The sequence below is a fragment of the Pseudacidovorax sp. genome (genome assembly GCF_017991995.1).
Classification (GTDB): Bacteria; Pseudomonadota; Gammaproteobacteria; order Burkholderiales; family Burkholderiaceae_C; genus Xenophilus.
The window spans coordinates 359581-380921 of the sequence record NZ_JAGOPN010000001.1 but is presented as its reverse complement, the minus strand read 5'-3'; the positions used below and the strand labels follow the sequence as shown (position 1 = coordinate 380921).

Here is a 21341-nt window from a genome sequence, read left to right as displayed (position 1 = left end):
ATATTCGTAAATAAACACAAATTAATTGCTCGCGGAATTTGACCAAATTTCTGGCAGAAAATAAGCTCTTATCCATTCGCACCGATGGATGACGAATATCCCGCTGATATCCTGTTGAGCGCCGCTCCAAGAATCAGAAGCGGAATTTCAAAGGGAGTTGATCTGTCATGGATATTCGTCATTCGCGCCCACGCTCGCAGGGCTTCACCCTCATCGAGCTGATGATCGTCATTGCCGTCCTGGGCATCCTCGCGTCGATCGCCATTCCCCAATACACCGACTATTCCTCGCGCGCCCGCGCCGCGGCGGCATTGTCGGAATTGACGCCATTGAAAGGTTCGGTGGTCGCTTGTGCCACCGACCTGGGGACATTCACCGGCTGCAATGCCGGAACCAACGGAATTCCGTCGACTTTCACCGCCACCAAGAATGTCACCAGCAACTTCGGCATTACCAATGGCGTCATCACCGCCACGACCGGCGCCACCACCAAGGGGGGCGTGGCGCTCACGGTCACGCTGACGCCGAGCCAGGCCGACGGCGCTGCGAACCTGATCTGGACCACCTCGGGCACCATCTGCAATGACACGCGCGGGCTGCGCGCGGGCCAAGGCGGCTGTGCCGACGCGGCCGCGACGCCTCCGGCATCGGGCGGCTGACGCCGGCGGGACCTCGGACCTTCGGTGGGCGCCTCTGGCGCCCTTTTCTTTTTGACCCGTGCCTACGCCGCTGGCGTCTTGGGGGCAGCCGCCTCACCGACCGTGGCCGGCTGGCTCACGCGAGCCCGGAAATCCCGCGGCGAGCAGCCGCAGGTGCGCGCGAATACGCGGCTGAAATGCGCCGGATCGTCGAAGCCCAAGGCCTCTCCCACGGCGGTCACGCTGGCCGTGGTGTAGGCCAGGTGGCGCCGGGCTTCGCGCATGCGCCGGGCGTCGACCAGACGGGAGATGGGCAGGCCCGTGGCAGCGCGGGCCACGCGGCTCAGATGGGTCGGCGTGACGGCCAGCGCGGCCGCGTAGTCACTCACCCGCCAACCAAAGGCGAAATGCCGTTCGAGCAAGGATTCGAAGCGCCGCAGCAGGCGCGATCCAGCCAAGTCCACCGCCTCGGCCTGCGCCACGCCCAGCGCCTGGGCCGCCAGACCGAGCACGGCGGTACCCAGGCCCCGCAGCACCAGGGCGCGCGCGGGATGCATGGGCGCCACGAAGGCCTCGGTGAGCGCGGCCAGCAGCGTGCCGAGCGTGGCTGTGCTGGCCTCGTCCACGGTCTGGGCCGAGGCGCGCGAGAGCAACGAACGCGCCTCGGGAATCGCAGCCAGTTGGGCGTCCACCAGTTCGTCCGGCAGGCTCACAACCCAACCCTGCGTGCCTGGAGAGAAGGCAAAGGCGTGGACCTCGCCGGTCGGCACGTTCACCAGCGTGTGGCGGCCCAGCGGCGCCGGGCCGGCTTCCAGCCAGGCCGTGCCCTGCCCTTCCTGCAACCACAGCAGCTGGTGCAGCCGATGGTGGCGATGGCGGGCCAGTTCCCAGTCGTGCAGGACGGAGCGGGCGGCGATGGTCTCGCAGTGCAGCACGTCGGGCAGGTCGCCCGCCTCGCCGAAGAGCGCATAGGAACGGATGGCGGGAGCCTTGGCGCCTGGAGCATGCATGATGTTCGAATCGTACAAGTCCGGACGCGTTCGATCCATTCCGGCGGGGGCGATGCAGCGCCAAGATTCGGACCAGCCGGCGAGGGCTGGCGACCGTTCCAACCAGGAGACTGCATCCATGAAAACCCAGGTCTGCATCATTGGCGGTGGCCCTTCCGGCCTGCTGCTGTCCCAACTGCTCGATCTCAAGGGCATCCGCAACGTGGTGCTCGAAAAGCACAGCCGCGACTACGTGCTGGCGCGCATCCGCGCTGGCGTGCTGGAGCATGGCTTTGCCGAGTTGATGCGCGAAGCCCAGTGCGGCGAACGCATGGACCGCGAGGGCGAGATCCACCACGGCTTCTTCATCTCCCACGACGGCCAGCTGGATCGCATCGACCTGCACAAGTATTCGGGCGGTCAGTCGGTGGTGGTCTATGGCCAGACCGAACTGACACGCGACCTGTACGAAGCGCGCGACCGCGCGAAGGGCCAGGTGGTGCATGACGCGCAGGACGTCCAGCCGCACGATCTGGACACCGACGCGCCCTGGGTCAGCTACCGCAAGGGCGACGACGTGATCCGCATCGACTGCGACTTTGTCATCGGCGCGGACGGTTTCCACGGCGTCAGCCGCAAGTCGATCCCGGCGGATGTGCTGCGCGAGTACGAGAAGGTCTACCCCTTCGGCTGGCTGGGCGTGCTCTCGCGCACCAAGCCCGTTTCGCCGGAGCTGATCTATGCGCGGCACGAGCGCGGCTTCGCGCTGTGCTCCATGCGCTCGCAGGTGCTGAGCCGCTATTACATTCAGGTTCCCCTCACCGACACGGTGGAGGCCTGGAGCGACGAGCTGTTCTGGGCCGAGTTGCAGCGTCGCCTGCCGGCCGAGGTGGCGGGCCGCCTGCAGACGGGGCCGTCCATCGAGAAGTCCATCGCCCCGCTGCGTTCCTTCGTGGCCGAGCCGATGCGCTGGGGCCGGCTCTTCCTGGCCGGCGACGCCGCCCACATCGTGCCGCCCACGGGCGCACGCGGCCTGAACACCGCCGCGTCCGACATCCACTACCTCTATCACGCGATGGTGGACCACTACCTCAAGGGCGACTCCAGCGGCCTCGACCAGTATTCGGCCAAGGCCCTGGCGCGCGTGTGGAAGGCGCAGCGCTTCTCGTGGTGGATGACGACGATGCTTCACACCTTCCCGCAGAACAGCGGCTACGACATCGCGCTGCAGCGCACGGAGCTGGACTACCTGCTCTCCTCGGAGCGCGCCAAGGGCGTGCTGGCGGAGAACTACGTCGGCCTGCCTTTCTAGCGCGCAGCTTCGACGTCCGGCTTCACCCAGCTTGGTGCGCCGCGCGACCCACGGCGGGGCATCCAAGCCCGCCGCAAGCGCCAAGCCCCCGTCATCGGGGGCTTTTTCTTTGGCACGGAGCTTGCGTGACCTGAACCGGAGCCCCGGCAGTGTCGCCGTTGCGGCTCCAGCGCCCCCGCCAATGTCGGCGGAACCCCGCGCAAGCGGTGCCACTGTCGGCGCCTGCTGCGCGGTTGTTCCCACACGATCTGCACCTCGCTCTGGCGGCGGCGCCTCGTCCGGCACTTCGGTGGCTGGCCAAGGCGATCCTCCCGCCCCCGCAGGGTGCGCGCAGGACCCCCTCATGAAAATCATCGTTGTTGGCCACGGCATGGTCGGCCACAAGTTCCTCGAAGAGCTCGCCAGCTCCCCCCTCGCCGAGGCCGAAGTCACCGTGCTGTGCGAAGAGCCGCGGCCGGCCTACGACCGCGTGCACCTGTCCGAGTTCTTCAGCGGCAAGACGGCCGAGCAGCTGTCGCTGGTCGAAGCCGGCTTCTTCGAGCGCAGCGGCTTCTCGTTGCGCCTGGGCACCCGCGCGGTGGCCATCGAGCGGCGCAACAACACGGTCACCACCGCCGATGGCGAAGTGCTGCCCTACGACAAGCTGGTGCTGGCCACCGGCTCGGTGCCCTTCGTGCCGCCGGTGCCGGGCCGCGAACGGCCACACTGCCATGTCTACCGCACCATCGAGGACCTCGAAGGCATGAAGGCCTCCGGTGCCAAGTCGAAGAGCGGCGTGGTGGTCGGCGGGGGCCTGCTGGGCCTGGAATGCGCCAAGGCCTTGCGCGACCTGGGCCTGGAAACGCATGTCGTCGAGTTCGCTCCGCGCCTGATGGCGGTGCAGGTGGACGATGGCGGCGGCCGCGTGTTGCGCAGCAAGATCGAAGCGCTGGGCGTGCAGGTGCACACCGGCCGCAACACGGTGGAGATCACCGACGGGGCCACCGCCCGGCACCGCATGGTCTTTTCGGATGGCACCTGGCTGGAGACCGACATGATCGTGTTCTCTGCCGGCATCCGGCCACAGGACGCCCTCGCCCGCCAAAGCGCGCTGGCCGTCGGGCCGCGCGGCGGCGTCGCCGTGGACGCCCACTGCCGCAGCGCCGACCGAAACATCTACGCCATCGGCGAATGCGCCTCCTGGAACGAGCAGCTCTATGGCCTGGTCGCGCCCGGCTACGAGATGGCCCGCGTCGCCGCGCGCCATCTGGCCGGCGATGCCGAGGCCGCCTTCGCTGGTGCCGACATGAGCACCAAGCTCAAGCTGATGGGCGTGGACGTGGCCAGCATCGGCGATGCCCACGGTCGCACGCCGGGCGCGCGCAGCTTCCAGTACGTGGACGAGATCAAGCAGGTCTACAAGAAGATCGTGGTGAGCGCCGACGGCACCAAGCTGCTGGGCGCCGTGCTCGTGGGCAATGCCGACGAGTACGGCACGCTGCTGCAGATGGCGCTCAATGGCATCGCCCTGCCCGAATCGCCCGAGTTCCTGATCCTGCCCTCCAGCGACGGCCAGGCCAAGCCGGGGCTGGGCGTAGACGCACTGCCGGACACGGCGCAGATCTGCTCCTGCAACAACGTGAGCAAGGGCCAGATCTGCGCCGCGGTGGGCGACGGCGCCTGCACCATCGGCCAGCTCAAGGCCTGCACCAAGGCCGGCGCCACCTGCGGCGGCTGCGTGCCGCTGGTCACCCAGGTGATGAAGGCCGAGATGAGCCGCCGCGGCCTGGCCGTCAACAATCACCTGTGCGAGCACTTCCCGCATTCGCGGCAGGAGCTGTACCACCTGGTGCGCGTGGGCGGCATCAAGACCTTCGACGAACTGCTGGCCAGGCACGGCCACGGCCTGGGCTGCGACATCTGCAAGCCGACCGCGGCCAGCATCCTGGCCTCGTGCTGGAACGACTTCGTGCTCAAGCCCGAGCTGGCCAAGCTGCAGGACAGCAACGACTACTTCCTGGGCAACATCCAGAAGGACGGCACGTATTCGGTGGTGCCGCGCATGCCCGGCGGCGAGGTCACGCCCGACGGCCTGATCGCCGTCGGCCAGGTGGCCAAGAAGTACGGCCTCTACACCAAGGTCACGGGCGGCGCGCGGGTCGACATGTTCGGCGCCCGGCTGGAGCAACTGCCCCTGATCTGGGAAGAACTGATCGCCGCCGGCTTCGAGAGCGGCCATGCCTACGGCAAGTCTCTGCGCACCGTGAAGAGCTGCGTGGGCAGCACCTGGTGCCGCTACGGCGTGCAGGATTCGGTGGGCCTGGCCGTCGAGCTGGAGAACCGCTACAAGGGACTGCGCGCGCCGCACAAGATCAAGTTCGGCGTCTCCGGCTGCACCCGCGAATGCGCCGAGGCGCAGGGCAAGGACGTGGGTGTGATCGCCACCGACAAGGGCTGGAACCTCTACGTCTGCGGCAACGGCGGCATGAAGCCGCGCCATGCCGAACTGATCGCCAGCGACCTCTCCAAGCCGCAGCTCATCGCGCTCATCGACCGCTTCCTGATGTTCTACGTGCGCACGGCCGACCGGCTGCAGCGCACCAGCACCTGGCGCGACAACCTCGAAGGCGGGCTCGACTACCTGAAGAAGGTGCTGATCGAGGACAGCCTGGGCCTGGCCGCCGAGCTGGAGACGCAGATGCAGGCCATGGTCGACACCTACCAGTGCGAGTGGAAGACCGCAGTGACCGACCCCGCCGTGCGCAGCCGCTTCCGCAGCTTCGTCAACAGCGAGCTGCCGGACGAGCGCATCGTCTTCGTGAAGGAGCGCGGGCAGATCCGCCCGGCCCGCGCCGAGGAGCGCACGGCCGATGCTGCGCCCGCCGCCCGGGAAGCGGACGCCACCGCCACCGAGGCCACGCCCGCCTGAGGAGCCCCGCCATGACCACGACCCTCACGCCCGCATGGACGGCCGTCTGCGCCGTCTCCGACATCCTGCCCGACACGGGCGTCTGCGCCCGCATCGACGACCGGCATGTCGCCATCTTCCGCATCGGTGACGACCGCTTCCATGCCATCGACAACATCGACCCGCAGTCGGGCGCCAGCGTGCTGTCGCGCGGCCTCACCGGCAGCCTGGGCGGCCGCACCGTCGTCGCATCGCCGCTCTACAAGAACCACTTCGACCTGGCGACCGGCGAGTGCCTGGAAGCCCCCCAGCACTCGGTGCGCGCCCATGCGGTGCGCGTGGAGGGCGACCGCGTGCTCGTCGCCCTCGCCTGACTCCCTTTCCCCTTCAAGATCCTCAAAGGAATCCCATGGCCTACCTTGCCCCTGCCGAGTTCGTCACCAAGATGGTCGACGCTGGTGAATCCAAGTTGTTGATGTCCACGCGCGACACGCTGATCCGCTCCTACATGGCCGGCGCCATCCTGGCGCTGGCGGCCGCCTTCGCCGTCACCATCACCGTCAACACCGGCAACGCCCTCGTCGGCGCCATGCTCTTCCCGGTCGGCTTCATCATGCTGTACCTGATGGGCTTCGACCTGCTGACCGGCGTGTTCACGCTGGCACCGCTGGCCGTCTTCGACAAGCGCCCCGGCGCCACCTGGGGCGGCGTGATGCGCAACTGGTCGCTGGTCTTCGTGGGCAACTTCGCCGGGGCGCTCACGGTGGCCGTGTTCATGGCCATCATCTTCACCTTCGGCTGGTCCGAAGCGCCCAACGCCATCGGGCAGCGCATCGGCCACATCGGCGAGGGCCGCACGGTGGGCTACGCGGCCCATGGCGCCGCCGGCATGCTGACGCTGTTCATCCGCGGCGTGATGTGCAACTGGATGGTCTCGACCGGCGTGGTGGCGGCCATGATGTCCACCTCGGTGTCGGGCAAGGCCATCGGCATGTGGATGCCGATCACGGTGTTCTTCTACATGGGCTTCGAACACAGCGTGGTCAACATGTTCCTGTTCCCGTCGGGCCTGCTGCTGGGCGGCCACTTCACGCTGATGGACTACCTCATCTGGAACGAGATCCCCACCGTGCTGGGCAACCTGGTCGGCGGTCTGACCTTCGTCGGTGCCACGCTCTACTCCACGCACTACAAGACGGCGCCCAAGCGCGCCCAGGCTTGAGCGCGATGGCAGCCCGGAAGGACGCTCGGCCGTCGTGACGGGACCTTCGGAAGCGCTGCCGCGCATCACCCTCGGCCAGCATTCGCTGGCCGCGCCCGGCGGGCACAACCAGGACTTCCATGGCGCAATGCTGCCCACCGGCCACCTGCTGGCCGGAAAGGGCATCGCACTGGCCATTGCCGACGGCATCAGCAGCAGCCCGGTGAGCCGGGAGGCGGCGCAGACCGCCGTTGGTGCCTTCCTGTCCGATTACTACGCCACCAGCGAAGCCTGGTCGGTGCGGCGCGCGGGCCAGCGCGTCATCGCCGCCACCAATGCGTGGCTGCATGCCCAGACGATGCGCAGCGACGCCCGCTTCGACAAGGACCGCGGCCATGTCTGCACCTTCACGGCGCTGGTGCTCAAGGGCCGCGAACTGCATCTGCTGCATGTGGGCGACGCACGGCTGTACCGGCTGCATGCGACGACGCTGGAGCCGCTCTCCGAGGACCATCGCGTGCAGGTGTCCTCCGCCGAGTCCTACCTGGCGCGGGCCCTCGGGGCCGACGCCCAGGTCGAGATCGACTACTGCTGCTGGGAAGCCGAGCCCGGCGAGGTCTACCTGCTGGCCACCGATGGCGCATATGCCCATCTCACGGCGGCCGACGTGCACGAGGCGCTGAGCTTGCCTGCCGACGACTTCGACGCCGCTGCCGCCACGCTGACCCGGCGTGCCCGCGAGCGCGGCAGCGAGGACGACGCGACCGTGCTGCTGCTGCGCATCGACGCCCTGCCCGCGCCCGGCCAGCCCCTGCCCCAGCTCAGCCGCGAAGGACTGGCCCTGCCGCCGCCGCTTGCGCCGGGCATGGCCTTCGAAGGATTCACGCTCGTGCGCGAACTCAAGGTCGGCCCGCGCAGCCATGTCTGGCTGGCGACCGACGACGAAAGCGGCGCGCAGGTGGCGCTGAAGGTGCCCGCGCTGGACCTGCGCGAGAACGCCGAGGCGCTCGACCGCTTCGTGCTGGAGGAATGGGTGGCCCGGCGCATCGACCATCCGCACGTGCTCAAGGCCTGGCCGGGCCGGCGCGCGCGGCGCCACCTCTTCGTGGCGATGGCGTACGTGGAAGGCCAGACCCTGGCCCAGTGGATGATCGACCATCCGCGCCCCTCGCTCGACGAGGTGCGGGCCCTGCTCGACCAGATCGGCCGCGGCCTGCAGGCCCTGCACGGCCGCGAGATGCTGCACCAGGACCTGCGGCCCGAGAACGTGATGATCGACCGCGCCGGCACCGCGCGGCTGATCGACCTCGCCTCGGCCCATGTGGCCGGCCTGGCGGAGGGCCGGGGCCCGCTCGCGGCGGATGTGCAGGGCACGCTGCAGTACATCGCACCGGAATACCTGCTCGGCCAGGGCGGCAGCGCCCGCTCCGATCTCTTCTCGCTGGCGGCGCTGGGCTATCAGATGCTCACCGGCCAGTTGCCCTACGGGCTGGACGCGGCACGCGTGCGGCAGCCCCAGGACCTGCGGCGGCTGCGCTACGTGCCGCTGCGCCATCACCGCCCCGAGCTGCCGGCCTGGCTGGACGCCGTGCTCCAGAAGGCGCTGAGCCCCCAGCCGGCCCGGCGGCAGGAGGCGGTGTCGGAGCTGCTGCACGAACTGCGCGCGCCCACACCCGCTCAGCGACGCGCCCGCCCGCTGCCGCTGGCCGAGCGCGATCCGGTGCGCTTCTGGCAGGCGCTGTCGCTGGTGCTGGCCTTGCTGGTCCTGCTGCTGGCCGGCCTGCTGGTCCATCGCGGCCCTTTTTCTTGATCCATATCTAAGGATCGCGCTGCGGCGCAGCATGGTGCGGCCGATTCGCCGCATGATGCCTCCATCGGCGCCATGTTCCCCGGCTCCTTCGAGGGCATGGCCGAACTGAATCGCGCCGCCCATGAACGATCGCCTGCTTCACGACACCGAGCCTTCCGGGCGCTGGGCGCAGGTCCTGGCCGTGCGTGGCCCAGTGGTCGATCTGCACTGCGACGATGGCCTGCCCGGCATCCATGAGGCGCTGGTCGTCGATCCGGAGGGTGCCGGCGTGGTGTGCGAGGTGCAGTCGCACCTGGACGCCCGGCGCTTTCGCGCCATCGCCCTGCAACCGACCCAGGGCCTTTCGCGACTGATGCGGGCACGGCTCACGGGCGCGCCGCTGACGGTGCCGGTCGGGCCGGCCATCCTCGGCCGCCTGCTCGACGTGCTCGGCCAGCCGGGCGATGGCGGCCAAGCGTTGCCCGCCGATACCCCCCGACGAGCCATTCACCAACCAGCGCCGCCGCTGGCGGGCCAGCGGCCGGACGTTCAGCTCTTTGCCACCGGCATCAAGGTGCTGGACCTGCTGGCGCCGCTGGCCCAGGGCGGCAAGGCGGCCATGTTCGGCGGGGCGGGCGTTGGCAAGACGGTGCTGGTCACCGAACTCATCCATGCCATGGTGGCCGGCTATGACGGCGTCTCGGTCTTCGCCGGTGTGGGCGAGCGCTCGCGGGAGGGCCACGAGATGCTGCACGACATGCGCAACTACGGCGTGCTCGACCGCACGGTGCTGGTCTACGGCCAGATGAACGAGCCGCCGGGCGCACGCTGGCGGGTGCCGCTGGCGGCTCTGACCATGGCCGAGCATGTGCGCGATGAAGAGGGCCGCAACGTGCTGCTGCTCATGGACAACGTGTTCCGCTTCGTCCAGGCCGGGGCCGAGGTGTCGGGCCTGCTGGGCCGCATGCCCTCGCGCGTGGGCTACCAGCCCACCCTGGCCACCGAGATCGCGGCCCTGCAGGAGCGCATCGCCTCCGGTCCGCGGGGCGCCGTCACCGCCATCGAAGCCGTGTACGTGCCCGCCGACGACTTCACCGACCCCGCCGTGGCGGCCCTGAGCGCGCACATGGATTCGACCGTCGTGCTCTCGCGCGAGCTGGCCGCCCAGGGCATCTACCCGGCCATCGACCCGCTGCGCACCACGTCCGTGCTGCTGGACCCGGCCATCGTGGGTACCGCCCATGCACAGACCGCGGCCGCGGTGCGCGAACTCATCGAGCACTACGACGAAATGCGCGACGTGATCGCCCTGCTCGGCGTGGAAGAGCTGGGCCAGGAGGAGCAGCGCCTCGTCGGCCGCGCGCGGCGCCTGCAGCGCTTTCTGACGCAGCCCTTCTTCGTGGCCGCCGCCTTCACCGGCATGGCCGGCCGCAGCGTCACCGTGGCCGAGACCATTGCAGGCTGCCAGGCCATCCTGGCCGGCGACTGCGACGACTGGGACGAGCGCTCGCTCTACATGATCGGCACGCTGGACGAGGCCCGCGCCCGCGAGGACGAGCGCAGGCGCGGCACGGCGCCCACCGCCGCCTCGACCGGCGCGAAGGAAGCGGCATGAACAGACGCACCGCTTCGCCGCCGGATGCACCCGACGCAGGTGCCACCGGCACGCCCTCGACGACTGCGGCCCTGCACCTGACCATCACCACGCCGCTGGCCATCGTGCTGGACGAGCCCGAGGTCGCCTCGCTGCGCGCCGAGGACGCCAGCGGCGACTTCGGCATCCGGCCCGGCCATGCCGACTTCCTGACGGTGATCGAGGCCGGCGTGCTGCGCTGGCGCGCTGCCGAGGGCCCGTGGCGGTACTGCGCGCTGCGCGGCGGCGTGTTCAGCGTGGAAGGCGGACGCAGCGTGCGCGTGGCCTGCCGGGAGGCGACGGTGGGCGATGACCTGGGCGCCTTGCAGGCCCGCATCGCGCACGAACGCACCGAGGCGCGCGAGGCGCTGCTGCGTGCGCGCAGCCAGGACACGCGCCTGCATGCCCGCGCCATCCGGCAGCTCATGCGCGAGCTGCGCGCCGGCGGCGACACGCTGGGCCTGTCGACGGAGGCCGAAGGATGAGCGAAGGTCCTGTCCACGCGAATGACCGCGCCTCTCCCCTCACGGGAGAGGCCTCGGGAAGCGGAGCTGCGCGCGACACCTCACCATCGCGTGCTGCCTGGGGCGTTGCCCCCTCTCCCCGGCCCTCTCCCGCGAGGGGAGAGGGTGTTCATGCACAGCCGACGCCCGAGGACCCCCAGCAGGCCGCGGCCCGACGTGCCCAGGCCCGCGAGCAGGCGGGGCAGCGCGACCCGGAACCCTCGCTGGCCCGGCGCTTCGGCCAGATCGGCGTGCTGGGCTGGCTGATCGTGCTGCCCACCCTGGCCGGCCTGTGGCTGGGTCACCGGCTGGACCGCTGGCTGGGCTCCGGCATCACGCTGGCGGCCGCGCTGCTGATGGCGGGGGCCGGCCTCGGCCTGTGGCTGGCACTGCGTTGGATGCACGAGCAATGACCCTCTTCCCCTTCGATCCGTCCGCCGGCCTGGGCTGGCTCCTTGCCGCATCGGCTGGCGTGGCCCTGGGCTGGCTTCACTTCCGCAGTCTTGCGCAGGTGACGCGGCTGCTGGTTGCCGGCCGGGCCGTCGGCATCGCGCTGCACGTGGGGCGATGGCTGATCCTGGCCACCCTGCTGGTGCTGTGCGCGCGGGCCGGCGCGGCGGCGTTGCTCGCTGCCGCGGCCGGAGTGATGGGCGGACGCGCCATTGCGCTGAGGTGCACCGCATGAACATCGACAACCCGCTCACCGCCGCCGCGGCCCTTCGTGTCGGGCCGGTGGAGATCACCTGGCCGGTGATCGCCACCTGGGGCGTCATGGCCGTGCTGGGCGTGGGTGCCTTCCTCGCCACCCGGCGCCTGTCCCTGCGGCCCGGCCGCGTGCAGGCGGCATTGGAGATGCTGGTGGAGGTGCTCGATGGCGAGATCGCCGCCGCCATCCCGGGCGACCCGGGTCGCTTCCGCGGGCTCATCGGTACGCTGCTGCTGTTCATCGCCTGCGCGAACGCGTCCTCGCTGCTGCCGGGCGTGGAGCCGCCCACCGCCCACCTGGAAACCGACGCTGCCCTGGCGGCCGTGGTGCTGGTGGCCGGCCTGGTGTGGGGCATCCGCATCCTGGGCCTGCGCGGGTGGCTCGCCACCTTCACCCATCCCACATGGGTGATGCTGCCGCTGAACCTCGTCGAGCAGGTCACGCGGCACTTCTCGCTCATGGTCCGCCTGTTCGGCAATGTGATGAGCGGCGTCTTCGTGGTCGGCATCGTCAGCGCGCTGGCCGGGCTGCTGGTGCCCATTCCGCTGATCGCGCTCGACCTGCTGACCGGCGCCGTGCAGGCCTACATCTTCGCCACGCTGGCGCTGGTCTTCATCGGCTCGGCCGTCAACGAAGCCGGCGCGGGCGCCCCTCCTTCCACGGACACCCCGGAGCCTCCCCATGGATAACCTCGTCCAGATCGTCAGCATCGTCGCCGCCGCCTTCGCGGTCGGCCTGGGCGCCATCGGCCCTGCCCTCGCCGAAGGCCGGGCCGTGGCCGCCGCGCTCGACGCCATCGCCCGCCAGCCAGAGTCGGCCGGCGCCATCTCGCGCACGCTGTTCGTGGGTCTGGCCATGATCGAGACGATGGCGATCTACTGCCTGGTGGTGGCGCTGCTGCTGCTCTTCGCCAACCCCTTCGTGCGATGAACTTCCACTGGACCACCTTCGCGTTCCAGCTGGTGAACGTGGTGGTGCTGCTGGCGATCCTTCAGCGCTTCCTGTTCCGGCCGCTGGCCGACGTGATCGCGCGGCGGCAGGCACAGACCGCCGCCGCCGTGCAGGCCGCCGGCGAGGCAAAGGCGCAGGCCGAAACCGCGGCACTGCAGGCCCGGGCCGAGACGCAGGCCACGCTCGACGCGCGGCAGCAGCTGCTGGCCACGGCGCAGGCCGAGGCCCAGGCGCGGCGCACGGAACTGCTGACGCAGGCCCGTGCCGAGGCGGCCCGCATCGTGGCCGAAGGCCGTGCAGCCGCCGAACGGGACGCCGCTGCCCGCGAGCGGCGCAATTGGGAACATGCCCGCACGCTGGCCGCAGGCATCGCCACGCGTGCGCTGGGCGCGCAACCGGTGGCGGCCGAGGGCTACGCGCGGCGGCTGGCCGATGCGCTCCGGTCCATGCCCAACGCCGAGCGGCAGGCCCTGCTGGCCGGTGGTCGCCTGCGGCTGGTGGCGCCGCGGCCGCTGACCGACATCGAATGGCAAGCCGCCCGCCAGGCGCTCGCGCCCTGGCTCGGCGAGGCGCTGCCAGCCCCGGCGATGGACCCGACGCTCATCGCGGGCCTGGATCTGTACTCGGACACCGGCGCCGTGCGCAACTCGCTGGCCCATGACCTGGAACGGATCGCCGAGGCGATGCGCGATGACACCGTCACCGATTGACCCGCAACTGGCCGCGCTGCAGTCGCGCATCGACGCCGCCGTGCTCGGCCCCGGCGTGGAGGAGTACGGCACCGTCAGCGCCATCGCCGATGGCCTGGCCACGGTGACCGGCCTGCCCGGCGCGCAGCTCAACGAGGTGGTGCTGTTCGACAACGGCGCCCGCGGCTTCGTGCTCACGCTCGAAGAAGACCGGCTCCATGTCGCCTTCATCGATCCGATGGACGGCATCGCCGCCGAGGCGCGCGTGACCCGCAGCGGCGAACTCGCGTCGGTGCCGGTCGGCCCCGCGCTGCTGGGCCGGGTGCTCGACCCGCTGGGGCGCCCGCTCGATGGCCTTCCAGCCCCGCAGTGCGACGAGCACCTGCCCGCCGAGCGGCCGGCGCCGGCCATCATCGACCGCGACTTCGTCAGCGAGCCCGTCGCCACCGGCCTGCTGGTGGTCGATGCGCTCTTCGCCATCGGCCGGGGCCAGCGCGAGCTGATCATCGGCGAGCGGCAGACGGGCAAGACCTCCATCGCCGTCGACGCCCTGATCGCGCAGGCGGGCGGCGACGTCATCTCGGTCTACGTGGCCATCGGCCAGCGTATGTCCTCGGTGCGGCGCGTGATCGAGGCGGTGCGGGCGCGCGGCGCGCTTGCGCGCACGCTCTTCGTCGTCGCCGAAGCGACGGCCCAGCCCGGGCTGCAGTGGCTGGCGCCCTTCGCCGCGACGTCCATGGCCGAGTGGTTCCGCGACCGCGGCCAGCATGTGCTCATCGTCTACGACGACCTCACGCGCCATGCCGCCACCCACCGCGAGCTGGCCCTGCTCTCGCACCAGCCGCCAGGCCGCGAGGCCTACCCGGGCGACATCTTCTACCTGCATGCCCGCCTGCTGGAGCGCTCGGCCAAGCTGTCGGCCGCGCGCGGCGGGGGCTCGCTCACCGCGCTGCCGATTGCGGAGATCGAGTCGGGCAACCTCTCCGCCTATATCCCGACCAACCTGATCTCCATCGCCGACGGGCAGATCGTGACCTCGGAAGTGCTCTTCGCCGCCAACCAGCGGCCGGCCGTGGACATCGGGCTGTCGGTCAGCCGCGTCGGCGGCAAGGCGCAATGGGGCGCGCTCAAGGCCGTGGCGGGACGGCTGCGCCTGGACTATGCCCAGTACCTGGAGATGAAGATGTTCGCCCGCTTCGGTGGCTTCGGCGACGACGCGATGAAGGCCCGCATGGTGCGCGGCGAGCGCATCGCAGCGCTGCTTGCGCAGGACCGCTTCGCGCCTCTGCCGGTGGTCGCGCAGATCGCCCTGCTGGCGGCCCTGGACGCTGGCGTGCTGGACGCCGTGGAGCCGGGACGGTTGCAGACCCTCAAGGCCGCACTCCCGGCCTGCGTGGACGCGGAACCCCGGCTGCAGGCGCTGCGCGCCCAACCCGACGCGTTGGATACCACCACGCGTACGCTGCTCGTCGAACTGGTGCACCAGGCCTTGCGATGACCGCTCGCCCCGAGGAACTGCGGCGGCGACTGGCCGGCCTGGACCAGATCGACGACGTGGTGGGCGCCCTGCGCGCCATCGCCTCGGGACAGTCGGCCGCCGCTCGCAGTGCGCTGCCCGCCATCGAGGCCCATGCGCTCACGACACGCCGCGCCATGGCGCGCCTGGCGGCGCCACAAGTGGCGGCCACGACGCCGGCTGGGCCAGGCCTGCTGCTGGTGATCGGCGCGTCGCAGGGCTTTGCGGGCGCGTATCCGCAGCGTGTGGCCGCGGCGACGCTGCAGGCGCTGGCACCGGACACGGGTCTGCTGGTGGTGGGCCGCCGGACCGTGCAGGCACTCCTTGACCACGGACGACGGCCGCTGTGGTCCACGGACCTGCCCGCACATCCAGCGGCAATTCCCGCCCTGGCCAGCGAGGTGACCGCCGCCCTGATCTCGCAGGCCGTCGAGCACCCAGGGCCCATCCATGCCATCGCCGGCCTGCCCGCAGCCGGCCACGCGCCAGCGGCTGTGCGGCTCTTCCCGCCCGAGCCCGTGCCCCCGGCGCAAGGCATGGAGCGGCCCCTGATGACCCTGGCCCCGGCCGTGCTGATGGCCTCGCTGCTGCAGGAGGCGCTCTTCGCCGCCGTGGCGCGTGCCCTGATGCGCGGCCTGGAGGCCGAGGCCGCCGCGCGCATGCAGGCCATGGCCCAGGCCCGCAGCAACCTGCAGCGCCGCAGGAACGAGGTCGAGGCCGCCTATCGGCAGGCGCGACAAGAGCAGATGACGACGGAGATGATCGAGTTGGCGGCGGAGCGGTAGGGGCTGGGATTGCCGCGCGTTTGCAAGACTTACGTAGCAAAAAGCCTCACGGATTAGGCATTGGATTGCTGAGGCGCAAGAGAAAATTAATCTGTACACGTGCAGGATAGAACCTGCAACCACGGGGTAAAAGACGGCCCAATTTTTAGCCGGACCAACACTGGCCCAATGCGTGTTCCGTAACGTAACGTAACGTAACGTGCCGGCCGCTAGGGGTGCGATTTCTCCCCGCACTCTGGAAGATCGCGCAACGGGTCAGAGTGTTCTTGCCCCCAGGCAGGCCATTACCGTTACGGATGCTCTTCTGAAATGCTAATGACAGAGCACTAAAGTAGCTGCAGTACAAGAAACTTAGCTTCAATAGCTAAGCATTAAAGCCACGAAACGCATAAAGTCTGCTCAAGAAGACGGTAGAAGACACCAGAAGAAAGGCCGCGACAAACAACCCCAATCTCGCCCAGGAGTTATGGTTCGGGGCATCGACCGGGAAAAGTGCATTTTCCAGAAATCTATCTAATTTACTTAGAACATAACCTGATAAAAATGCAGATACTAATCCAGCAATAAATCGAAACTGCTTAAGCTCCGCGCCCGAAAATGGAGATAGGGCGAAACCTATTATTAATCCGCACAGCCCCCCGATAATAGCAATTAATCTATTAATATTAGTGGCAGCTTGGTTTCCCGCCGCTCCGGCGACCTTCGCGGTAAGATGCCAAAGCAGAGAAACGACGACGATGAAATTAAGTGTAGTAAGAATGACCGTGCCAGGAGCTGAAGTCTTTAAGAGATTCGAAAGAAATTCGTGCATTTTAATACCTTTAGGAAATTCGCTTGGACCTATTGCACAACGACAAGCCGACTATTGTCTTATACACAAAAATTATTTGTTTTTAGCAGCGGCAATTTTTTATGCATTCCAAGCGCCCGTCATCATCCATTTAAATGATGGCAGCTATTCAGTAGCGCAATAACCTGGGAGCTTTTAATTGAAGCAGCTTGCCTTCGCCGACCGATGATTTTTCGGAATGTCGCAAGCAACTCGCCGGCCGGACCGTGCAGACTGCGGTCCGCCTCGACCAAAGCGCGCACCGTCGGCGCAGGAGGGCGCGCAGCCCCAGGGCGACGCAAAGGTGGTCGCCCAAGCGCAGACAGCCGTGACGCATGCGCAGGCTCGGGAGGCGAGGAGTACCCGGCGCGAGGCCCAGCCATCCGGGAAGCCTCTGACGCAGCCGAGCGCGCGGCGCAGGAGGATGGCACGCTCACTGCAGAAAAGAAGGCATCCATTGAGGCGTCGCGAAAGGGCGCCGACCTCAAGGATCTGCAAGCCCAGAAGGCCGAGATCCTTGCCGGCAAGTTTTGCGCGCTCGCAAACTCCGATCGTGACCGCCTCGATGGGCTGGAGCGTTAAATCTCCCTGCAGGAGCAGCGCAACCAATTGGAGGCGCGTCGCCAGGCGCTGGAAGATGAGCGGCTCGGCCGGGATAAGTCAGGGTTGTCCACAGCCAAAACCGGCGCAACGATCAGCGCCGGCGGCAAGCTCACCACGCTCACAGGCATCTACAACTTCTTGAAAGCGCCGGTGTCAACGACGACACGGCCGCGAAGAAACTCGCGCTCGAGTTCGCGGACCCCACCGGCAAGGTGACCTTCTACGGCAGCCCCGGCCAACGGAAGTACAGCGGCACCATCAGCTAGGCGCTGCAGCGGGCGGCCGAGGGCTACTGTTCAACCCGGCCACCAGTACCACGCCCGCCGCACCATCAGCCAGCGGCGGCAGCACCACGCACATGGTCAATATCTCGCTGCCCGGTGGCACCACGGGCGCCATCAACGCGGCCACGGCGAACGATGCGGATAACCTCTCCAAGTTGCTTTCTCGGCTCAGCTCAGCTCGGCTCGGCTCGGCGCGTCGGCTAGGGATGCTCTTCACGAATCGAGCGGCAAGTGGGCGCTGCGGATCGGGATGAGCTGCGAGGCGCAAAGCGCAGCAATAGCCCGGCTATTGCGAGCATTTGCAACGACGCAGATCGCCCGACTCCGCAGATGCCCACGGCGCGCGCATTCGTGAAGAGCATCCCTAGCGTCTATTTGACGCCGCTGTCAAGTAGAGCATCTTTTAGGCCGCGGTTTGAGCAAATGCGAAAACTGGAATTCGGTCGATTCCGCCGCACTGCCATTCGGTGCGCATGGCTGATTTATCAATTGCGCAAGACAAGCACCGGCCTAATTCAGCATTTGCGCCAGGCCATTTCACACGAACCACACTCAGGATTGGCTTTCCAAGCGCCTGCCCGCCGCGCATAGTGGGGCCCATGAACTTTCAAACCTACTGCCTCAAACACCGCCCCGAAGCTCGCGAGATTGTGGAGGCGATCAACTTCCTGGCTTTGGATTTCTGCCGCAGCCAATATCCAGCTGCTGAATATCGACGAATTGGCCCACGACGAGGAGGGCCGGCCGCTCCTCCGCTTGCGGAGCAAGCCTAGCGACGCCGAAAATTCAGCAGCTTCGGCCTAGATGCCACCGCGGCGACTTCGTATGCATCCCGAGAATACATGATGGCATCGGAGCCGTGGGTGGGAGTCTCGGGCCACAACGGGTGGGGGATGGGCGTAAGCCGAACCGGGACTGTGCAGATATCTTCTGCCCCAAGATTGCGCCAAGGATCAAGAGAAAGTACGGGAGCGCGCCACCGTGGAACTGATCCGGAGCGAGTGATAAAAAAGGCAATTGGAAAAAACTTGAGCAGCCAAAAAATTACCGGCTCGGTACCGGCGATCATGCCGGCATCACGGATCAAGACATGATTTTTTTCAGTATAGAGCCAGTAAAAGAACTTAAACCCCTCTGGTAGGGGCTTGCTAATATCTAGCATGTACTCTTTAAAAGGCTCGGTATCGTCGCCTTTCAAATACCTGTCCACCCCCACAGCCGCAAGGTGACCAAGCACTGCGCGCATGAAATACTGAGGCCGTATTTCAATCCCGACTTCCTCCGGTAACGTTATTTCGGTTCTAAGAAATGCCGAAATGGCGTTTACGAATTTCACTAGCTCAGGATCGTAATTTAAGCCGAGCAGTTCGTTATTGCAGCGCCGGCATAGGGTCTTGAACTTTATTCCGTTCTGCGATTTTCTCGGGCCAGGGCTACCCGCGAATTTTTCCACCGAAACCCGCGCGTGAATTGTCCTTAGCTCCATTTGAGAAGGCCGATAGCAGGACTTAGGAGGCACGTGATCCTCCGTCATCTCTTCGTAAGCGCCGCATATGTTGCATGTGCCCAGCCGACCCGCCGCGCGGGTGGCGATCAAGTGGGGTCCGCCCATAGTCTCGCTCCTAGTCTTGGGCACATTGTTGCCGAGGATCGCGCCCGGCAAGGCACCGCCTCTAGTGCCTCATGCGCCTACATCAGAGAAGTAGGCAACAAAAAGGCCCGCACATGGCGGGCCTTTTGTTTGCTCTAGGTCGTTGACTCAAAAGCGAAAAATGACTGGTAGGACGTGCAGGATTCGAACCTGCGACCAACGGATTAAAAGTCCGCTGCTCTACCAACTGAGCTAACGTCCCGCTTCACGTTCGCAGTGCTGTGCGATGTGCAGCAAAGCCTATGAGTATAGCGTGGATTTCTGTGAAATCTTGTCGATCAGCCATCCTGCTGCACACAGACCGAAGGTGGCGGTGACGCTGACCATCGAACCATAGCCGTGGCAGTTGAGCGAGCCGTCGCCCTCTATAGCGCAGGACGCATCGGGCGGCGCCACCGGCTCGCGGCTGAAGACACAGGTTAGGCCGATCGGCTTGCCGTCGCGCCGCGCACCGTGATGCTTGCGCAGCCGCTGCCGCAACTGCGCCATCAGCGGATCGTGCGTGGCCAGGGCCAAGTCCTCGACCTCGACGCGCTGCGCGTGCCGCTTGCCGCCGGCCGCGCCCACGGTGATGAACGACACCTGCCGCCCCTGAGCCAGCGCCCAGGCCGCCATGGCCGTCTTGGCCGACATCTGGTCGCAGGCGTCCAGTACGGCAGTGACGGGGCCGAGCGCCTGCCCGGCCTGCTCGATCAGCGGCAACCAGTTGTCCACCGTCACGAACTCATCCACGGGCGCGACGCGGCAATGCGGATGGATGTGACGGATGCGCTCCTGCATGGCCAGCACCTTGGCCTGGCCGACGGTGTCGTCGAGCGCATGGATCTGGCGGTTGATGTTGGACTCGGCCACATGGTCCATGTCGATGAGCGTCAGCGCACCGACGCCACTTCGGGCGAGCGCCTCGGCCGCCCAGGAGCCGACGCCACCGATGCCGACCACCACCACATGGGCCTGGCGCACCGCCGCGGCGCCCTGGACGCCGTACAGCCGCTCCATGCCGCCAAAGCGCCGGGCGACGTCCGCCTCGGACGGCAGGGCGTCGTCCTGCAGGTACGGCGGCGGGGTCACGACCGCGTTCAACGCAGGCGCGACAGGCGTTCGCGTGCCGCCGTGGCCGCCTCGGACTGCGGATAGGCCTTGACCAGGTCTTCCAGCGTGCGGCGGGCAGCGCGCGTGTCCTTCAGTTCGATCTGGCAGTTGGCGATGGACAGCACGGCCTCGGGGGCCTTGGCATGGTCCGGCGCCAGCGAGAGCATGGAGCGGAAGTTGGCGACGGCCTCGGTGTAGTTGCGCGTGGCGTACTGTGCGTTGCCCAGCCAGAACAGCGCGGACGGGTTGTAGCCGCTGCGCGGGTAGCGCTTGACGAAGTCCGCGAAGGCCGACTGGGCCTGCGGGAACTGGCCGGAGCGGAAGACGCCCAGCGCGGCTTCGAAGTCGGCCTTCTCGCGCGGATCGGCCATGAACTCCTTGCCGTCGACCGACACCTGCTGCGGCTCGTTCTGCTTCAGGCGGTCGTCGATGGTGGTCTGGCGCTGTTGCAACTCGGTCAGCGTGCGAGTGAGCTGCTCGTTCTGGCCCGTCATGCGCGCCAGGTCGCCGCGCAGGTTGTCGATCTGCTGCTGCAGGTCGACGAGGCTGCGACGCAGCTGGCCGTTCTCGTCGGCCAGGCGCTGCGTGGTGTTCTCGGACTGCTGGCGCACGGTTTCGACACGCTGGCGCAGGTCGAGGATGGCGCGGCGCGCCTCGTCATCCTCGAACAGCGCCGCGTGGGACGCCGCAGACACGCACAGAAAAGCGGCCGCAAGGGCCGCCGGACGCACGAGGTGCTGCAGTCGCTGCATCAGCGGTACACGATTTCAGCGCGACGGTTCTGGGCGCGGGCGTCTTCGCTCGTGCCTTGGACCGCAGGCTTTTCCTTGCCGAAGCTGACGGCCTCGATCTGGCTGTCGTTCACGCCCAGCAGCGTGAGCGCACGGCGCACAGCCTCGGAACGCTTCTGACCCAGGGCCAGGTTGTACTCGCTTCCACCCAGGTCATCGGTGTGACCTTCGATGGAGATGCGGCGCGAGGGATTGGCCTTCAGGAAGCGCGCATGACCATCGATGAGTTGCTGGAACTCAGGCTTGATCGTGTAGCTGTCGAAGTCGAAGTAGATGACCCGGGCCACGCCCACCGGACCCTGGCGCGTCTGCGCGTTCGGGTCGATGGTGACAGGCGCCACGCCGCTGGCCGCGCCGGAACCTGCGCCACCGCCGGTTCCGCCAGCGGTGCTGACCGGCGTTTCATTCAGCTTGGTACCCGACGAGCAACCCGCCACCAGGGCGACGAAGGCAAGGGCAAAAATCGATTTCTTCAACATACGAACACTCCTC

The 21341-nt window shown here is 67.7% G+C and carries 21 protein-coding genes and 1 tRNA gene; 15 read left to right on the top strand and 7 right to left on the bottom strand.

What is annotated here, in order from left to right; genetic code table 11:
* Positions 1 to 167: 167 nt before the first annotated feature.
* Complete coding sequence (locus tag KBC94_RS01785; protein WP_294365669.1) at positions 168 to 659, top strand: prepilin-type N-terminal cleavage/methylation domain-containing protein; 492 nt, start codon at positions 168 to 170, stop codon at positions 657 to 659.
* A gap of 62 nt (positions 660 to 721) precedes the next feature.
* Here KBC94_RS01785 and KBC94_RS01780 read toward each other — a convergent pair whose 3' ends face one another.
* Positions 722 to 1648, bottom strand: a complete 927-nt coding sequence (locus KBC94_RS01780; protein ID WP_294365667.1) for a helix-turn-helix domain-containing protein — start codon at positions 1646 to 1648, stop codon at positions 722 to 724.
* A 118-nt stretch (positions 1649 to 1766) separates the two neighbouring features.
* Here KBC94_RS01780 and pobA point away from each other — a divergent pair, with 118 nt between their 5' ends.
* The 14 genes from pobA (at position 1767) to KBC94_RS01710 (ending at position 15599) form a co-directional block, all read left to right on the top strand.
* Positions 1767 to 2939: a 4-hydroxybenzoate 3-monooxygenase gene (pobA, locus tag KBC94_RS01775; RefSeq protein WP_294365666.1), complete on the top strand. Its 1173-nt coding sequence runs from the start codon at positions 1767 to 1769 to the stop codon at positions 2937 to 2939.
* Between the two features lie 343 nt (positions 2940 to 3282).
* Positions 3283 to 5847, top strand: coding sequence for a nitrite reductase large subunit NirB (gene nirB, locus KBC94_RS01770; protein WP_294365664.1), 2565 nt, complete (start codon positions 3283 to 3285; stop codon positions 5845 to 5847).
* A gap of 11 nt (positions 5848 to 5858) precedes the next feature.
* Positions 5859 to 6200, top strand: a complete 342-nt coding sequence (gene nirD, locus KBC94_RS01765; protein WP_294365661.1) for a nitrite reductase small subunit NirD — start codon at positions 5859 to 5861, stop codon at positions 6198 to 6200.
* A 35-nt stretch (positions 6201 to 6235) separates the two neighbouring features.
* Entirely contained in the window at positions 6236 to 7048 is an 813-nt protein-coding gene (locus KBC94_RS01760) for a formate/nitrite transporter family protein (RefSeq protein WP_294365659.1), read from the top strand.
* Between the two features lie 34 nt (positions 7049 to 7082).
* Positions 7083 to 8837 carry a bifunctional protein-serine/threonine kinase/phosphatase gene (locus KBC94_RS01755; protein WP_294365657.1) on the top strand — a complete coding sequence of 585 codons (1755 nt, stop codon included), beginning with the start codon at positions 7083 to 7085 and terminating at the stop codon, positions 8835 to 8837.
* A gap of 121 nt (positions 8838 to 8958) precedes the next feature.
* Complete coding sequence (gene atpD, locus KBC94_RS01750) at positions 8959 to 10431, top strand: F0F1 ATP synthase subunit beta (protein WP_294365655.1); 1473 nt, start codon at positions 8959 to 8961, stop codon at positions 10429 to 10431.
* Positions 10428 to 10934 carry a F0F1 ATP synthase subunit epsilon gene (locus tag KBC94_RS01745; protein WP_294365652.1) on the top strand — a complete coding sequence of 169 codons (507 nt, stop codon included), beginning with the start codon at positions 10428 to 10430 and terminating at the stop codon, positions 10932 to 10934. The genes atpD and KBC94_RS01745 overlap by 4 nt, the downstream gene beginning before the upstream one ends.
* The gene (locus KBC94_RS01740) at positions 10931 to 11365 is read left to right on the top strand and encodes an AtpZ/AtpI family protein (protein WP_294365651.1); all 435 of its coding nucleotides are present in this window, start codon (positions 10931 to 10933) and stop codon (positions 11363 to 11365) included. Before KBC94_RS01745 ends, KBC94_RS01740 begins: the two co-directional genes overlap by 4 nt.
* On the top strand, positions 11362 to 11637 hold the full coding sequence (locus KBC94_RS01735; RefSeq protein ID WP_294365650.1) for an ATP synthase subunit I: 276 nt from the start codon (positions 11362 to 11364) through the stop codon (positions 11635 to 11637). Before KBC94_RS01740 ends, KBC94_RS01735 begins: the two co-directional genes overlap by 4 nt.
* Positions 11634 to 12347, top strand: coding sequence for a F0F1 ATP synthase subunit A (locus tag KBC94_RS01730; protein WP_294365648.1), 714 nt, complete (start codon positions 11634 to 11636; stop codon positions 12345 to 12347). Before KBC94_RS01735 ends, KBC94_RS01730 begins: the two co-directional genes overlap by 4 nt.
* Entirely contained in the window at positions 12340 to 12588 is a 249-nt protein-coding gene (locus tag KBC94_RS01725; protein WP_114804757.1) for a F0F1 ATP synthase subunit C, read from the top strand. The genes KBC94_RS01730 and KBC94_RS01725 overlap by 8 nt, the downstream gene beginning before the upstream one ends.
* Positions 12585 to 13319, top strand: coding sequence for a F0F1 ATP synthase subunit B (locus KBC94_RS01720; RefSeq protein ID WP_294365646.1), 735 nt, complete (start codon positions 12585 to 12587; stop codon positions 13317 to 13319). The genes KBC94_RS01725 and KBC94_RS01720 overlap by 4 nt, the downstream gene beginning before the upstream one ends.
* The gene (locus KBC94_RS01715; protein WP_366934625.1) at positions 13267 to 14796 is read left to right on the top strand and encodes a F0F1 ATP synthase subunit alpha; all 1530 of its coding nucleotides are present in this window, start codon (positions 13267 to 13269) and stop codon (positions 14794 to 14796) included. Before KBC94_RS01720 ends, KBC94_RS01715 begins: the two co-directional genes overlap by 53 nt.
* Positions 14793 to 15599, top strand: coding sequence for a F0F1 ATP synthase subunit gamma (locus KBC94_RS01710; protein ID WP_294365642.1), 807 nt, complete (start codon positions 14793 to 14795; stop codon positions 15597 to 15599). Before KBC94_RS01715 ends, KBC94_RS01710 begins: the two co-directional genes overlap by 4 nt.
* A 364-nt stretch (positions 15600 to 15963) precedes the next feature.
* On the opposite strand, the gene KBC94_RS01705 is transcribed toward KBC94_RS01710, so the two are convergent.
* The 6 genes from KBC94_RS01705 to pal all read right to left on the bottom strand — a co-directional run bounded on the left by KBC94_RS01705 (position 15964) and on the right by pal (position 21328).
* The gene (locus tag KBC94_RS01705; RefSeq protein ID WP_294365640.1) at positions 15964 to 16410 is read right to left on the bottom strand and encodes a hypothetical protein; all 447 of its coding nucleotides are present in this window, start codon (positions 16408 to 16410) and stop codon (positions 15964 to 15966) included.
* A gap of 1674 nt (positions 16411 to 18084) precedes the next feature.
* Complete coding sequence (locus tag KBC94_RS01700; RefSeq protein ID WP_294365639.1) at positions 18085 to 18927, bottom strand: hypothetical protein; 843 nt, start codon at positions 18925 to 18927, stop codon at positions 18085 to 18087.
* 165 nt (positions 18928 to 19092) lie between these two features.
* Positions 19093 to 19168 (bottom strand) — tRNA-Lys (locus KBC94_RS01695).
* Positions 19169 to 19206: 38 nt separating this feature from the next.
* Positions 19207 to 19965, bottom strand: coding sequence for a tRNA threonylcarbamoyladenosine dehydratase (locus KBC94_RS01690; protein WP_294365971.1), 759 nt, complete (start codon positions 19963 to 19965; stop codon positions 19207 to 19209).
* Positions 19966 to 20045: 80 nt separating this feature from the next.
* On the bottom strand, positions 20046 to 20810 hold the full coding sequence (gene ybgF / locus KBC94_RS01685) for a tol-pal system protein YbgF (protein ID WP_017759306.1): 765 nt from the start codon (positions 20808 to 20810) through the stop codon (positions 20046 to 20048).
* Entirely contained in the window at positions 20810 to 21328 is a 519-nt protein-coding gene (gene pal, locus KBC94_RS01680) for a peptidoglycan-associated lipoprotein Pal (protein WP_294365969.1), read from the bottom strand. The genes ybgF and pal overlap by 1 nt, the downstream gene beginning before the upstream one ends.
* Positions 21329 to 21341 lie beyond the last annotated feature (13 nt).